The following is a 14,667-nucleotide window of genomic DNA, read 5'->3' on the forward strand; positions in this document are numbered from 1 at the left end:
GCGGTTTTGCCTGCCGTCACATATCCCGACCAGACCAGATTCGCGCTGCGTGACGGCGTCACCTGTCTGACGACACCGGCCGGCGCGGTGCTGCTCGACCCGCCGCGCAACGAGAAGCTCACCGGTCTGGCGGCCGGGCAGCTGCGCGCGCTCAAGACCCTGAACCAGGGCCCGAAGACGGTCTCGGAGATGGCCGCGACCGCCGACGGCGCCGACGTGGCCACGCTGATGGACCGGCTCGCCGACGGCGGGTGGCTGTCGGTGACCATCCGCGACGGCGGGCGCGACCTCTACACCATCCGGCCCTTCGGGCAGCCCGCGCCGCGGCCGTCGGCGCCGCTGCCGTGGTCGGCGACGCTGTCGAAATTCGCGGTGTTGCACCGGGATTCCGAGGGGTTCGTGCTCGAGCATCCGCGGTCGTGGTGCGATCTGCGCATCCACGATCCGCGGCTGCTCGCGCTGCTGGACGGGCTCGGCGCGGCCGACGCCAACGTGCCGATCCCGATCAAGACCCAGTTCGTGGAGGACCTGCACTGGTGCGGGTTCCTGGTCGCCGACGAGTTCGCCGAGGACGCCGAGTTCGGCACCCGCAGCTGGAGTGCGCCGGACCTGTGGTTCCACCGCCGCAGCACGCTGGGCGAGCGGGTGGTGACCTGGGACCACTTCGGCCCGACCAAGTGGGCCAAGGGCAGTTTCCCGCAGCCGCCCGCGCGCAAACCGCAGTACCCGGGCGCGCCGGTGCCGTTGCCGGTGCCGGATCTGGAGGCGCTGCGGGTCGCCGACCCGAGCCTGGCGGCGGTGATGGAGGACCGGGTCTCGGTGCGCGCCTTCGACGACGCGCATCCGATGACCGTCGACCAGCTCGCCGAACTGCTGTATCGCACGGCGCGCACGCGGGGACACAAGCCCGCACCGGACGGGGAGGAACTGCTGTCGCGGCCGTATCCCTCCGGCGGCAGCGTCTACGAGCTGGAGTTGTATCCGGTGGTGCGCAATGTGGCCGGGCTGCCGTCCGGGATGTACCACTACGATTCGTTCGATCACGTGCTGCGCCCGGTGGCGCCCGCGGATTCGCCCGCGGTGAAGAAGCTGATCAAGTCGACCTCGGCGACCCTGGCCGACGGTGCCGAGCCGCAGGTGCTGATCGTGATGGGCGCGCGGTCCGGCCGGGTGATGTGGACCTACGAGCAGGTCGCCTACGCGGTGATCCTCAAGCACGTCGGCGTCCTCATGCAGACCATCTATCTCGCCGCCACCGCCATGGGGCTGGGTGCCTGCGCCCAGGGCTTCGGTGACACCGCCGCCTTCGTCAGCGCGGCGGGCGTCGACGAACTCGAGGAATGCAGCGTCGGCAGCATCATCATCGGCTCTCCCGCGACCTAGTTCCCCGCATCGACCGCTGTGTCGGCCGGGAACTCGGCTTGCTCTGATCCTGGGCCCGGGGCGGGCGAGCCGCCCCGGGCGTCGCTCACATCTGGGCGAGGATCTCCTCGTCGGTCATCGCGGATACCTCGAGGTACATGCGGGCGACCTCGGACAGCCGGTTCGGGTCGGATTCGCGCTCGGTCAGGCGGGTGGCGAGGGCTGCGATGGTGCGGCTGGCGAACAGGTCGGCGACCAGGGCGTGGTCGAGATCGAGCCATTCGCGGATCCGGGCGATGACCGTGGTGGCCAACACCGAATCGCCGCCCATGCCGAAGAAGTCGTCGTGCACGCCGACGGACTCGACGCCGAGTACACCGGCGACGATGTCGGCGAGCGCGGCCTCCACGTCGTCGCGGGGGCTGCCGTCGACGTCCTCGCCGTCGACGCGCGGCTCGAGCAGGGCCACCACCGCGCGGCGGTCCAGCTTGCCGTTGGCGGTCAGCGGCATCTGGTCGAGGTACTCGATCCGGGTGGGAATCATGTAGGCGGGCAACAGGTGTGCGACGGCGCCGGTGATGTCGCCGATCTCCCCGCGCTCCCCCGCCACCGCGGCGACCAGTTTGGGCGCGCCCGCGCCGACGACGGCCGCGACCGCGTGCCGCACGCCCGGCACGGTGCGCAGCGCGCTCTCCACCTCGCCCAATTCCACGCGGTAGCCGCGGATCTGGACCTGGTGGTCGGCGCGGCCGAGGAACTCGATGGTGCCGTCGGGCCAGTAGCGGGCCATGTCGCCGGTCTTGTACCAGCGCATGCCGTCGTGTTCGACGAACCGTTCGGCCGTGCGCTCGGGATCGTTGCGGTAGCCCGCGGCGACATTGGCACCACCCACCCAGAACTCACCGGGCACCCAGTCGGGGCAGTCGCGCCCGGCCTGCGAGACGACGCGGCAGCGCACATTGCGCAGCGGCACACCGAACGGCACGGTCGCCCAGTGCGCGGGCGGCTCGCCGACGACTTCGCAGATGGTGTTGTGGATGGAGGTCTCGGTGGCGCCGCCGAGGCCGGAGAACCGGCAGCCGGGCACCTGCCGCGCCAGCCGCCGGGCCAGGTCCGCGCCCACCCAGTCACCGCCGAGGGTGACCGCGCGCAGCGAGTCGCCCAGCTCGTCGCCGCCGATCTCGAGGATCATGTCGAGCATGCTCGGCACGCAGTTGAGGATCGTCACCCGGTGGTGGCGCAGCAGATCCACCCAGGTGGTCGCCTCGGCGCGGCGCTCGGCATCCACCGCGACGATCGAACCGCCGACGGCGAACATGCCGAAGATGTCGTAGACCGAGGCGTCGAACTCGAGCGCCGAGAGGGCGAGCACGCGGTCGGCGCTGCCCACCTCGAACCAGTCGTTGACCGCGTCGATGGTGTTCATCGCGCCGCTGTGCGGCACGTCGACGCCCTTGGGCACACCGGTCGAACCGGAGGTGAAGATGACGTAGGCGATCTCGGAGGTCGGCGGGATGTCGGGTGCGTCCAGCGGGGCCGGGTAGGCGCGGGCGGCGTCGATGGACAGCGTCGGGATCGGCACACCCAGGTCCGCGCCGGGCACGGTCAGCGCCGCCACGATGTCGCCGGTCCGCAGGATCTCGGCGCGCCGCCCGACCGGCTGATCGAAACCGATGGGCACGTAGGTCGCGCCCGCGGCGAGCACGCCGAGGACGGCCAGGATCTGATCGCGTCCCTTGGGCAGCTGCACCGCGACGGCGTCGCCGCGGCCGACGCCCTCGGCCCGCAGCGCGCCCGCGACGGCCAGCGCCTGGCCGGCCAGCTCGCCGTAGGTCCACCGGCCTTCGTCCGCGCCGATGCCCCACACCACCGCGGTGGCGTCGGGGTTCGCGGCGGCCCGGGTGAAGAAGCCTTCGTGCAGGCAGCGTCCGCTGACCGGGCCGTCGGTCGCGTTCACCGCGGCCCGCACCTCGGCCTGGGCGCGCGGCAGCCGGACGGCGGCCTCGGCCTGCCAGCCCGCCTCGCCCTCGCCGAGGCGGCCGATCGCCTCGGTGTAGCAGGCGAACATGGCCTCGATCATGCCGTCGGGGAAGGCCGATTCGCGCACGTCCCAGTTGAGCAGCAGGCCGCCGCGCACCTCGGTGACCTGGGCGTCGAGCAGCACCTGCGGGCCCTGCGAGATGATCCACACCGGCTCGCCGAAGGTTTCGGTGACCTTGTCGGCGAACAGTTCGCCGAGGTTGAGCGCGCTGGTGTAGACGACCGGCGCGAGCACCGGCTCACCGCGGTGACGGCCGAGGTCGCGCAGCACCTCGAGACCGGAGTAGGCGGTGTGCGCGCCGCTGTCGTGCATGCTGCGCTGCAGGGCACGGGCGCGGTCGGCGACCGTCATGTTCTCGGTGACGTCCACCTCGAGCATGATCGAGGAGGTGAAATCGCCGATCACCCGGTCGATGTCGGGGTGCACCGGTTCGCGGTGGAACAGCGGCACGTTCAGCAGGAAGCGACTCTGCGCCGACCAGCCGCCGATCACCTCGGCGAACACCGCCGCCAGCGCCATGGCCGGGGTGATGCCGCGTTCGTGGGCGGCCGCGAGCAGGCGCTGTTTGGCTTCGGGGGCCAGCCAGTGGTTGTAGCGGACGGTCCGGTGCGGGTCGGTGCGCTCGGCGACCGGCACGGTGGGCAGCTCGGGCGCGCCCGGCAGCTCCGGTAGGCGCTCCTGCCACCAGCGGCGGTCACGCTCACGGGCGGCCTCGTCGATCTGCCGTTCGGTGCGGTAGCGGCGGTAGCTGTAGCCCGGGGTGGGCAGGGTGGCGCCGTGGTAGAGGTCGGCGAGATCGGAGATCAGCACCCGGTAGCTCATGGCGTCGCCGGCGAGCATGTCGACGTCGAGGTGCAGGCGGGTGCTGTTCTCGTCGCGCAGCGTGAGGGTGATGTCGATGACCTGCCCGGCCTCGATGTCGAGCAGCTGGTGGGTCTTCTGCTCGCGCAGGTCCGCCAGGGCCGCCTCGGTCGCGTCGGCGTCGCGGTCGCGCAGGTCCACGACGCTGAACACCGGCTTGCCGGGGGCGGGCATGGTCTGCTGGGTGCCGTCGGGCAGGAAGCGGGTGCGCAGCATGGGATGTGCCGCGACCAGGTCGGCCACCGCCTTCTCCAGCCGCGCGGGATCGATACGGCCGCCGTCGAATTCGACGTAGAGGTGCGCGGCGACACCGCCGAGCTCCTGCTCGCCGGAGCGGCCGATCCAGTAGGCGTGCTGCATGGTGGCCAGCGGGAACGGAGCCGACTCGTCGGCGTCGGCCGCCGCCTGCTGCCCGGCGGGTTCCTCGGCGGCCACCGGTTCGGCGCCGTCACCCGCGCCGAGCAGGGCGTACCAGGCTTCGACGGTGGGTTCGGCGGCGAGCTGGGCGAAGTTGACGTCCACGCCCCGCTTGCGCCAGCCACCGGCCAGCTTCATCGTGCGGATCGAATCGAGTCCCAGTTGGATGAGATCGTCACCGTCGGCGATGTCCTCGACGGCGAGGCCGAGTTGCGCCGCGATCGCGGCGCGGACCTCGTCCTTGCCGATGCCCGCCGTGGCGGCGTCTCCCCGTTGCTGTGCCGACTCCATTCCGCTGTCACTCCTTGTCTGATGTCTGCTGTAGGGCGGCGGCCAGCGCCGCGATGCTGCGCTGCCACAGCTCGGCCAGGCGGTCGGCCTCGGCCGCGGTGAACAGGTCCGCGCTCCACCGCCAGTTGGTGCTCAGCTGCGGCCCTTCCGGTGTGCTGCCGACGGCGGCGATGACGTCGAGTGCGTACCGCAGCGGCAGGTCGGGTTCCGGGTCCAGCGGCAACGCCTCGTTGCGCGGCCCGGTGAGCAACGACCAGGGCGCACCGACGCTGCCGCTCAGGTCGACCCGGCCCAGATAGTTGAACTCCACCTGCGGCTCGGCCCCGGTCCGCAGTTCGGCGGCGCGCGCGACGTACCGGAGCAGGCCGTAGTCGAGCCCCTGCTCCGGGATCGCGGCCAGGTGCGCGGTGACCGAATCCAGCAGCGCCCGGGCCGCTTCCGGGTCGGCCTCGACCCGGGCCAGGTCGACCGCGGCGGCACCGGTGCCGAGCCGTACCGGGAACACACTGGTGAACCAGCCCAGCGTGTTGCTGGTGTCGGCGCCGAGGGTGGCATCGGCGCGACCGTGCCCTTCCAGGGCGATCAGCGCACCGGCGCCGGGATCGTCACCGCGTTCGACCCGCCAGCTCGCCAGCGTGAGGGTCAGTGCGGCGAGCAGGAATTCGCGCACCCCTTCGTCCCTGCCGAGGCCGGCCAGCACCTGTTCGGTGACCGCGACGGGGGTGAGTGCCGGGGTGACCCGCAGGCCGGACCAGGTGTCGGTGGCCGGATGCGGGTGACGGCGGCCCAGTGCCGGATCCGGGTCGCGCACCTGGCTCGCCCAGTAGTCGCGCTGGGCGAGCACCTGCGGCTCGGCCGCGCGCTGCCACATCAGCTGCGACCACCGGCGGTAGGAGGTGAACTCCGGCAACGTCTTCGGCGCGGCGCCGGACTCCACCGCCTGCCACGCCTCGGCGAGGCCGGCGAGCATGATGTGCCAGGACACCACGTCCACGGCCAGGTGGTGCACGGCCAGCAGCAGGATGTCGCCGTCCGGTGCGCCGGTGAACCACACCGCGCGCACCATCGACCCGGTGCGCGGGTCGATCGCGTCGTTGGCGGCGCGGGCGTGCGTCCGGATCGCGGTGTCGAGTTCGGCCTCGGTGGCGCCGGGCAGCTCGACCCGGGTGAGCAGATCGGCGGCGCGCACGACGCCGGGCTCGCGGGTGACCAGCCGCGGGCCGTCGGCGGTGTCGGCCTCCACCGCGCGCAGGGTGTCGTGGCCGTCGAGCAGGGCTTGCAGCACCGCCGCCAGCGTGGCGGGCGGCATCGCGGTCGGCACCCGCAGCAGCGCGGACTGGGTGAACCGGCGGTGGTTGCCGTACTCGTACATCCAGGACACCACCGGCAGCGGCGGCACCTCGCCGTATTCGGCGGCCTCGGCCGGACCGGCGATCTCGACGGCGGCGTCCACGGCGGCGGCGAGCTCGCGCACGGTCGGGGTGGACAGCACCATCCGCGGGCTCAGCGTGATGCCGCGCCTGCGGGCCTTGTTGACCAGCGAGATCGCGACGATGCTGTCCACGCCGAGGGCGAAGAAGTCGTCGTCGATGCCGGGGGCGGCGCCGTCGAACAACTCCGCGAACACCTCGCACAGCGCGCGCTCGGTGTCGGTGGTCGGCTCGGCCCGGTCGGCGCCGCCGCCGGCGAGCGCCTGTTCGGCGAGCGCGGTGAGCCGGTGGCCGTCGAGCTTGCCGTTCGCGTTCACCGGCAGCTGGTCGAGCACGACGATCCGGGCGGGCACCATGTAGGCGGGCAGGCGCTGGGCGAGCGTGGCGCGCAGCCGGGGGGCCTCGCCCGCCGACGCGGTGTCGCCGACGACGAAGCCGACCAGGCTCGCGCCGCCGGCGCGGCGCACCACCGTCACGGCGGCGGTCCGCACGCCGGGCAGCCTGCGCAGCGCGGTCTCGATCTCGCCGATCTCGATGCGGTAGCCGCGGATCTTCACCTGGTCGTCGGCGCGCCCGAGATAGGCGAAGCCGCCGTGCGGCAGGCGGCGCACGAGGTCGCCGGTGCGGTACATCCGGGCGCCGGGGCACAGCGGGTCGGCGACGAACCGGTCCGCGGTGACACCGGGCTTGCCGACGTAGCCGCGCGCCAGCTGCGGACCGGCCAGATACAGCTCGCCGACGGCGCCGCGCGGCACCGGCCGCAGCACGGAATCCAGCACGTAGCCCGCCATTCCGGCGTTCGGGGTGCCGATGGTGGGTGTTTCGTAGCGGCCGACCGGGGCGACGACGGCTTCCACCGTGGTCTCGGTGGGGCCGTAGCAGTTGTAGACGGCGGTGTCGGGCAACGCGCGCAGGCGATTCCACAGCGCGGTGTCGATCGCCTCACCACCGAGGGCCAGCACCGGCAGCCGCCGCTCCAGCAACCCGGCCGCGTCGAGCTGGGCGAGCATCGAGGGGGTGGTGTCGATCATGTCGACGCCGAATTCGGCCATGCCCGCCACGATCCGGCCCGCGTCGCGCATCTCCTCGGCGTCGAACAGGTGCAGTGCCTGGCCGTCGAGCAACCCGACCATCGGCTGCCAGGAGGCGTCGAAGCCGAGCGACCAGGCGTGCGCGATGCGCAGCGGGCGGCCGAGGCGTGCGGTGGCGGGCCGGTAGCAGCGGGCGCGGTGGTCGGCGAAATAGGCGGCCACCGCGGCGTTGGTGTCGGCAACGCCCTTGGGTTCGCCGGTGGAGCCGGAGGTGAAGATGATGTAGGCGCAGTGCTCGGGATGGCGGGCGACGACGGGCGCGACGGGTTCCCGCGCTGCGATGCGCTGCCGGACCGCCGGATCGTCCAGTACCAGCGTCGGAACGTCACCGGCCGATGCCGCGGTGGCGGCCACGGTCAGGGCGAGCACCGGGGCGGCCTGGCGCAGGATGGAGTCGATCCTGGTCTGCGGCAGCGCGATGTCCACCGGCACATAGGCGCCGCCGGCCGCGAGCACGGCGAGGATCGCCACCAGCGACTGCGCCGAGCGCGGCAGCGTCAGCGCCACGACCCGTTCCGGGCCGACACCGTGCTCGGCCAGTTCACCGGCCAGCCGGGCCGCGGCGGCGTGCAGTTCGCGGTAGGTGACGCGGTCCCCCGCGCCGGTGGTGAGGGCGAGCGCGTCCGGGGTGCGCTCGACCTGGCGCTCGAACAGCTCCCAGATCGTCAGTCCCGCGACGTCGGCCAGGTCGGCCGCCTCGTCGGCGGACGACGTCGCCGCTGTCCCGCCGAACTCGGCCCGCTCGGCCGGGGTGAGGATGTCGAGCGCGTCCGGGGTCAGCGACCTCGAGTCGGGTAGCGCGCGCAGCACCGCCAGCAGGCGTTCGGCGATGTCGGCGGGCGAGAAGTACGGCAGCGCTTCGGGAATCGCCTCCACCAGCACCAGCAGTTCGGGTCCGTCGAGGTGTGCGACGACCGTGAGCGGGTAGTGCGCCAGGCTCTCCATCTCGACCGGGCGGAACCGCGCGCCGTCGGGCGCGGTGACGGTCTGGATGGCGTCGCCGATGGGGGCGTTCTCGAAGACGAACAGCGTGTCGAACAGCGTGCCGTGCCCGGCCGCGCGCTGCACGGCGGACAGGCTCAGGTAACCGATGTCGCGCATGGCGGCGCTGTCGCGCTGCATCCGCACGCACTGCTCGACCACGGTGGTGTCGCGGTCGAGATGATGCACGACCGGGACGGTGTTGATGAACAGCCCGACCATGCCCTCCACCCCGGGCAGCTGATCGGGCCGCCCGGAAATGGTGGTGCCGAACACGACGTCGCGGCGGTCGGTGAGCCTGCCGAGCACCACCGTCCAAGCGAACTGGACGGCGGTGGCCAGGGTGAGTCCGTTGGCCCGCGCCCACTGCTGCAACCGCTCGTTCTCCGCCGCCGACAGCCGGACCGCGGTGGTTTCCGGCACGGCGCCGCGCACCTGCGCCGAGCCGTCGGCGAGCATGAGCGCGCCGTTCAGTCCGGACAGGTACTCGACCCACCGTGCGGTCGCCGCGGCGGTGTCCTGTCCGGCCAGCCACGCGATGTAGTCGCGGTAGGGGCGCGCGGCGGGCAGCACCGACAGGTCACCGCCCGACCGGTAGACGGCGAGCAGTTCGGTGAAGAACACCGCGACCGCCCAGCCGTCCATGAGGATGTGGTGGGCGGTGAGGATCATCCGCCTGCGCGCCTGCTCGGGCACCTCCAGCAGCACGATCCGCAGCGCGGGGCCGCGGCTCAGGTCGAAGGGCCTGCGCCGCTCGGATTCGGCGATGGTCGCGAATTCCGCCGGCTGCGCCTGCCGTTCGGTCCACGGCAGCTCGGCGTGGCTCGGCACGATCTGCACCGGCTTGGGCACGTCGCGATCCCAGAACGCCGCCCGCAGGTTGGGGTGGCGGTCCAGCATGGCCTGCGCGCTGCGGCGCAGCAGCGCGACGTCGAGCGGTCCGTCGATGTCGACCACGAACTGCATGGTGTACAGGTCGAGGTCGTCGCCGCCGACCCGCGCCAGGGAGAACAGTCCCTCCTGGAGCGGGCTCAGCGCCAGCACGTCCTCGATCTGCGGCGTGGCCCCGGTCACGACTGGGCCTGCCAGGAGGCGGTGAGCGCGGCCAGTGCGTCCGAGTCGAGGCCGGACGCGCTCATCGGCGCGGACTCCGGCTGCGGCGCGGCCGTGGATTCGGCCTGCGCATCCACCGGTCCGGCGGCGTCGACCGCGGCGGCCAGCTCGGCGATCGTCATGTGCTCGAACACCAGCTGCGGGGTGAGGGCGAGGCCGAGCGCCGCGGCCCGCGCGGACCACTGGATGGAGATCACGCTGTCGCCGCCGAGGGCGAAGAAGTTGTCCTCGGGTTCGACATCGGTGATGTCGAGCAGTTCCTCGAGCAGCTGGATCAGCGTGCGCTCGGTCTCGACCGAACCGCCGGACACCGCGCCCGCGCCGGCGGTGTCCCGCGGCGCGGGCGGGGCGAGCAGCCGCTCGAGTTCCTGCGGTGGCAGCACCCGCAGTTCGGAGACCTTGCGGTCGGGGTCGGCGGCGAAGGCGGCGAGCGTGGCGCGCAGGGCGTCGGCGATCGAGCGCGCGGTGGCCGGCTCGTAGAGGTCGGCGTTGACGACCACGCGCACCTCCAGGCTGCCGTCCACCCCGACGTTCAGGCTCAGGTTCAGATCCAGGAACGAGATGTCGAAATCGGTCGGCAGCACGGTGAGCGTGGTGTCGCCGGATTCGCTCAACGCGGTGGGCGCCGGCGCCCAGTCCGCGCCACGGAAGTGGATCATGCTCTGGAACAACGGATTACGCGAGCGCGAGCGCGGCGGGTTCAGCGCCTCCACCAGTCGCTCGATCGGCAGTTCCTGGTGGGCGTGCGCGTCGAGTACCACGTCGCGGCTGCGCGCGATCACGGTGCGCAGGGTGGGATCGCCGGCGAGGTCGTTGCGCAGCACCACCATGTTGGCGAACAGGCCGACGAGCGTGCCGACCGCGGGCTCCACGCGGGCCGCGACCGGCGTGCCGAGGGCGATGTCCGTGCCGCCGCCGAGGGTGTGCAGCAGCGTCGCGACGGCCGCCTGGTAGAGCATGAATTCGCTGACGCCGCTCTGCTTGGCGAGGCCCTCTAGGGCGGCGCGCTCGGCCGCGGGCACCACGAAGGTGACCACCTCGCCGCGCTTGCCGAGCACCGGCGGGCGCGGGCGGTCCGGTGCCACCGAGATCTCGTCCGGCAGCCCGGCCAGCACACCGCGCCAGTGCTCGATCTCGGCGCGGGCGAATTCGCTGGGCGCACCGGCGGGTTCGTGGTCGAACGCCGCCCGCTGCCACAGCGCGTAGTCGGCGTACTGGATCGCGGGCGCGGCCCACCGCGGCGCGCTCCCGGCCACCCGCGCCCGGTAGGCGGTGATCAGGTCGTCGAGGAAGATGCCCAGCGAAGCGTGGTCGGCGACGATGTGGTGCACCAGCAGCGAGAGCACGTGAGTGCGCGGCCCGAGCACCAGCAGGGTGGGCCGGATCAGCGGCTCGGTCTCGACGCTGAACAGGTAGCCGCGCAGCTCGTCGAGGGTGGCGTCCAGGTCCTCCTCGCTGGTCGCCAGCACCGGCAGTTCGATCTGCAGGCTCGGGTGCACCAGCTGATACGGCACGCCGTCGTGCTCGGGGAAGTTGGTGCGCAGCGCCTCGTGCCGGGCGACGATGTCGTTGAGGGCGGCCGCGAGCGCGGTGGTGTCGAGGTCGCCGTCGATGCGCATGGCGAAGGGCAGGTTGCCCGCCACGCTCGCGCCCTCCATGCGGTACTGGAACCACATGGCCAGCTGCGAGTACGACAGCGGAATGCGTTCCGGTCGCTCCGCGGCGACCAGCGGCGGCCGCGCGGACCCGCCGGGCAGCGCCCCCTCGGCCTCGACGAAGTCGATGTCGGCACCGACGAATTCGGTGTCCGCGCCGTCGAAGTCGGCGTCCATCGAGTCCAGGTCGATGTCGAACTCGTCGCGGAACCGGGCCACCAGGCGGGCGGCCAGGCCCGCCGCGGTGGGCGTGTCGAAGATCGCGCGCACGTCGAGCTCGATGCCGAACTCGGCGCGGATCTGCGCGACCAGCCGGGCGGCGAGCAGCGAATGCCCGCCGAGTTCGAAGAACGAGTCGTCGGCACCGACCCGCTCCATCTTGAACAGGTGCCCGAAGATGGCGCAGAGGCGTCGCTCGGTCGCGGTGGCGGGCTCACGGAAGCTGCGCTCCACGGCCGGGGTGGGCGCGGGCAGGGCCCGCTTGTCCAGCTTGCCGTTGACCGTCAGCGGGATCTCCGGGATCACCGCGAACGCGCTGGGCACCATGTACTGCGGCAGCACCGCCGCGGCGTGCGCGCGGACCTCCTCGAGATCGATCTCGCCACCGGCGATCTCGTCGGCGGCGGGCACCAGGTAGGCGGCCAGCATCGGGCCGACGGCCGGGTCCTCGGCCACGACGACCACGCAGTGACCGACCGCGGGATGGGTGGCGACGGCCGCCTCCACCTCGCCGAGCTCGATGCGGAAACCGCGCACCTTGACCTGCTCGTCGGCCCGGCCGACGAACTCCAGCTCACCGAAGTGGTTGCGGCGCACCAGGTCACCGGTGCGGTACAGCCGGGCACCGGGGTTGAAGGGGTCGGCGACGAAACGCTGCGCGGTCAGTTCGGGGCGGCCGAGGTAGCCGCGGGCCAGCTGGTCGCCGCCCAGGTACAGCTCGCCGACCACGCCCGCGGGCACCAGCTGCAACGCCTCGTCGAGCACGTAGGTGTAGACGTTGCGGTTGGGGACGCCGATCGGCACCACCCCGGTGCCCTGCGGACCTTCCACCGGCATGTGCGTCGAGCACACCACCGCCTCGGTGGGACCGTAGTGGTTGCGCAGTTCCGCGTCGAAGACGCCGGCGAACTTGTCGGCCACCTCGCCCGGCAGCGCCTCGCCGCCGACCGGGACGTGCCGCAGCGCCCGCCATTCGCTGACCTCGGGCAGCAGCAGGAACGTGCTCAACATGGACGGCACCATGTGCAGCACGGTGACGCCGCGGCGGGTGATGAGGTCGGCGACATAGGCGATGTCGCGGAACGCGTCCGGCTTGGGCACGATCAGCCGGGCGCCCAGCGAGAGCGTGACGAACAGGTCGAGCAGCGAGGCGTCGAAGCTCACCGAGGAGGACTGCAGCAGCCGGTCCTCGGCGGTCATGCCCCACTCCGCGGTGAAGCTCTCCACGTGCTCGGCGATGGCCGCGTGCGGTACGGGCACGCCCTTGGGCTTGCCGGTGGAGCCGGAGGTGTAGATGACGTAGGCGAGGTTGCCTGGCAGCAACGGGCGCACCCGGTCGGCGTCGGTGGGCGCGGTGTCGGGCAGGTCGGCGGCGGCCGACTCGGCGGCGGCGAACTCGACCGGGCCGAGCACCAGGGCGGGTTCGGCGTCTTCCACCAGGTACTCGATGCGGTCCTCGGGGTAGGCCGGATCGATCGGCAGGTAGGCGGCGCCGGACTTGAGCACGGCGAGCATGGCGACCACGAACTCCACCGAGGTGGTCATCCGCAGGCCGACGATGTCCTCGGTGCCGATGCCCTCGGCGATGAGCAGTCGCGCCACCCGGTTCGCGCGGCGGTGCAGCTGGTCGTAGGTGAGTTCGGTGTCGTCGGAGACGAGCGCGAGGTCGCCGGGGCGCTGGGCGGCGGCGCGCTCGAGCAGCGCCACCATCGTGGTGGCCGGTGCGGGCACCAGTTCGCCGTGCGACTGCTCGAGCACCGCGGCGCGATCCTCGGGGCTGAGCATCGCCAGGTCGGCGAGGCGGCGGGTGGGCTCGCGCAGGGCACTGTCGAGCAGGTGCAGGTAGTGCCGCAGCAGCTGCTCGACCAGTTCGGCCGACAGCACGTCGGTCTGGTATTCGAGTTCCAGCAGCGCGCCGGTGGATTCGAGCACCACGGCCAGCGCCAGCGGCACCTGCGCGGTGGGCGCGCCCAGCTCCAACTGCTGGGCGGTGACCCCGCGCAGCGCGAAGGCGTCGGAGCCCTTGCGCACGCTGAAGCCCAGCCGCACCAGCTGGTCCATGCCGTCGCGGCCGGCGACCCGCTCCGGGTTCGCCTCGCGCACCACCCGGTCGATGCCGACGCTCTGGTGGGCGAAGCCGTTCAGGCAGGTCTCCCTGGTCGCCTCGACCAGGCCGGTGAAGCTGTCGTGCGGACGCACCGCGGCGCGCAGCAGCAGGGTGTTGCCGAAGTAGCCGATCAGGCCCTCGGTGGCGGCGCGGCGGTTGGTGACCGGCACCGACACCAGGAAATCGGTGGCGGCGGTGTAGCGGTGCACGAGGGCGTCGAAGGCGGCCAGCAGCACCATGAACGGCGTCGCCGACCGGTCGCGGGCGAAGGCGTCCACGCGGGTCATCAGGTCGGCGGGCAGCGCAAGGGTGCGGCGCTCGGCCTGGGTGGAGGGTTGCGACGGCGCCGAGCCGGGCAGTTCCAGCGGCTCGGGCAGGGGGCGCAGGCTCGCCCGCCAGTACTCGACGTCGGCCTCGGCCGGCTCGTCCGGTCCGGCGAGCACCTCGGCGGCGACGAACTGCGCGGGCGCGGCGCCCGGCTCCGCGCCGTTGTAGGCGGCGTTGACCTCGGCGAAGAACACCGGCCACGATTCGTCGTCGAAGGCGATGTGGTGCACGACGAGCACCAGCACGTGCTCCTCGGCACCGGTGCGCACCAGGGTGGCCCGCAGCGGGGTCTCGGCGGCCAGCTCGAAGGGCCTGCCGAACTCCCGGCGCGCCAGCACCTCGACGCGGCGCGCGCGGCCCTGCTCGGGCAGGTCGGTGAGGTCGTGCGACTGCCAGGCGAGCACCACGTCGTCGGTGAACACCTGGTACGGCTCGCCCTGCTCGTCCACCCCGTAGGTCGTGCGCAGCAGGTCGTGGCGCGCCACCACGGTGCCGAACGCCTCGCGCAGCCGCTGCTCGTCGAGCGCGCCGGTGAGCCGGTAGGCCAGGCAGATGTTCAGGGTGGTGTCGGCGGCGTCCCTGGTCTGCAGGAACCACATGCGCCGCTGACCGGGCGAGAGCGGGTACCGCTCGCCCGCCTGGGCCCGCTGCGCGTCCGATTCGGCCGTGGCCAAACCGCTTTCGCGCAGCCGTCGCTGCAACAGCAGCTTGCGGCGCTCCAGCACGGACAGGTTCGCGGCATCGGTGTCTGACATGAATCTGGCCCCTCAGC

4 protein-coding genes are annotated in these 14,667 nt (G+C 72.6%); 1 reads left to right on the top strand and 3 read right to left on the bottom strand.

The genetic code is table 11. The annotated features are described in order from the left end of the window. Nucleotides 1-6: 6 nt before the first annotated feature. Nucleotides 7-1,383, top strand: a complete 1,377-nt coding sequence (locus tag AMO33_RS16395) for a SagB family peptide dehydrogenase (RefSeq protein WP_060593140.1) — start codon at nt 7-9, stop codon at nt 1,381-1,383. An 85-nt stretch (nt 1,384-1,468) separates the two neighbouring features. Here AMO33_RS16395 and AMO33_RS16400 read toward each other — a convergent pair whose 3' ends face one another. The 3 genes from AMO33_RS16400 to AMO33_RS16410 are packed head-to-tail and all read right to left on the bottom strand — an operon-like array spanning nt 1,469 to nt 14,650. Continuing rightward, nucleotides 1,469-4,972, bottom strand: coding sequence for a non-ribosomal peptide synthetase (locus AMO33_RS16400; RefSeq protein WP_060593141.1), 3,504 nt, complete (start codon nt 4,970-4,972; stop codon nt 1,469-1,471). A gap of 7 nt (nt 4,973-4,979) precedes the next feature. Further along, nucleotides 4,980-9,548 carry a non-ribosomal peptide synthetase gene (locus AMO33_RS16405; protein ID WP_060593142.1) on the bottom strand — a complete coding sequence of 1,523 codons (4,569 nt, stop codon included), beginning with the start codon at nt 9,546-9,548 and terminating at the stop codon, nt 4,980-4,982. Beyond that, complete coding sequence (locus AMO33_RS16410; RefSeq protein WP_060593143.1) at nt 9,545-14,650, bottom strand: non-ribosomal peptide synthetase; 5,106 nt, start codon at nt 14,648-14,650, stop codon at nt 9,545-9,547. The genes AMO33_RS16405 and AMO33_RS16410 overlap by 4 nt, the downstream gene beginning before the upstream one ends. Between the last annotated feature and the right edge of the window lie 17 nt (nt 14,651-14,667).

Source organism: Nocardia farcinica (genome assembly GCF_001182745.1).
Classification (GTDB): domain Bacteria; phylum Actinomycetota; class Actinomycetes; order Mycobacteriales; family Mycobacteriaceae; genus Nocardia; species Nocardia farcinica.

Excerpts from the sequence above, each read along its gene's own strand:
- AMO33_RS16400 (WP_060593141.1), bottom strand. The coding sequence starts at position 4,972 with ATGGAGTCGGCACAGCAACGGGGAGACGCCGCCACGGCGGGCATCGGC.
- AMO33_RS16410 (WP_060593143.1), bottom strand. The coding sequence starts at position 14,650 with ATGTCAGACACCGATGCCGCGAACCTGTCCGTGCTGGAGCGCCGCAAG.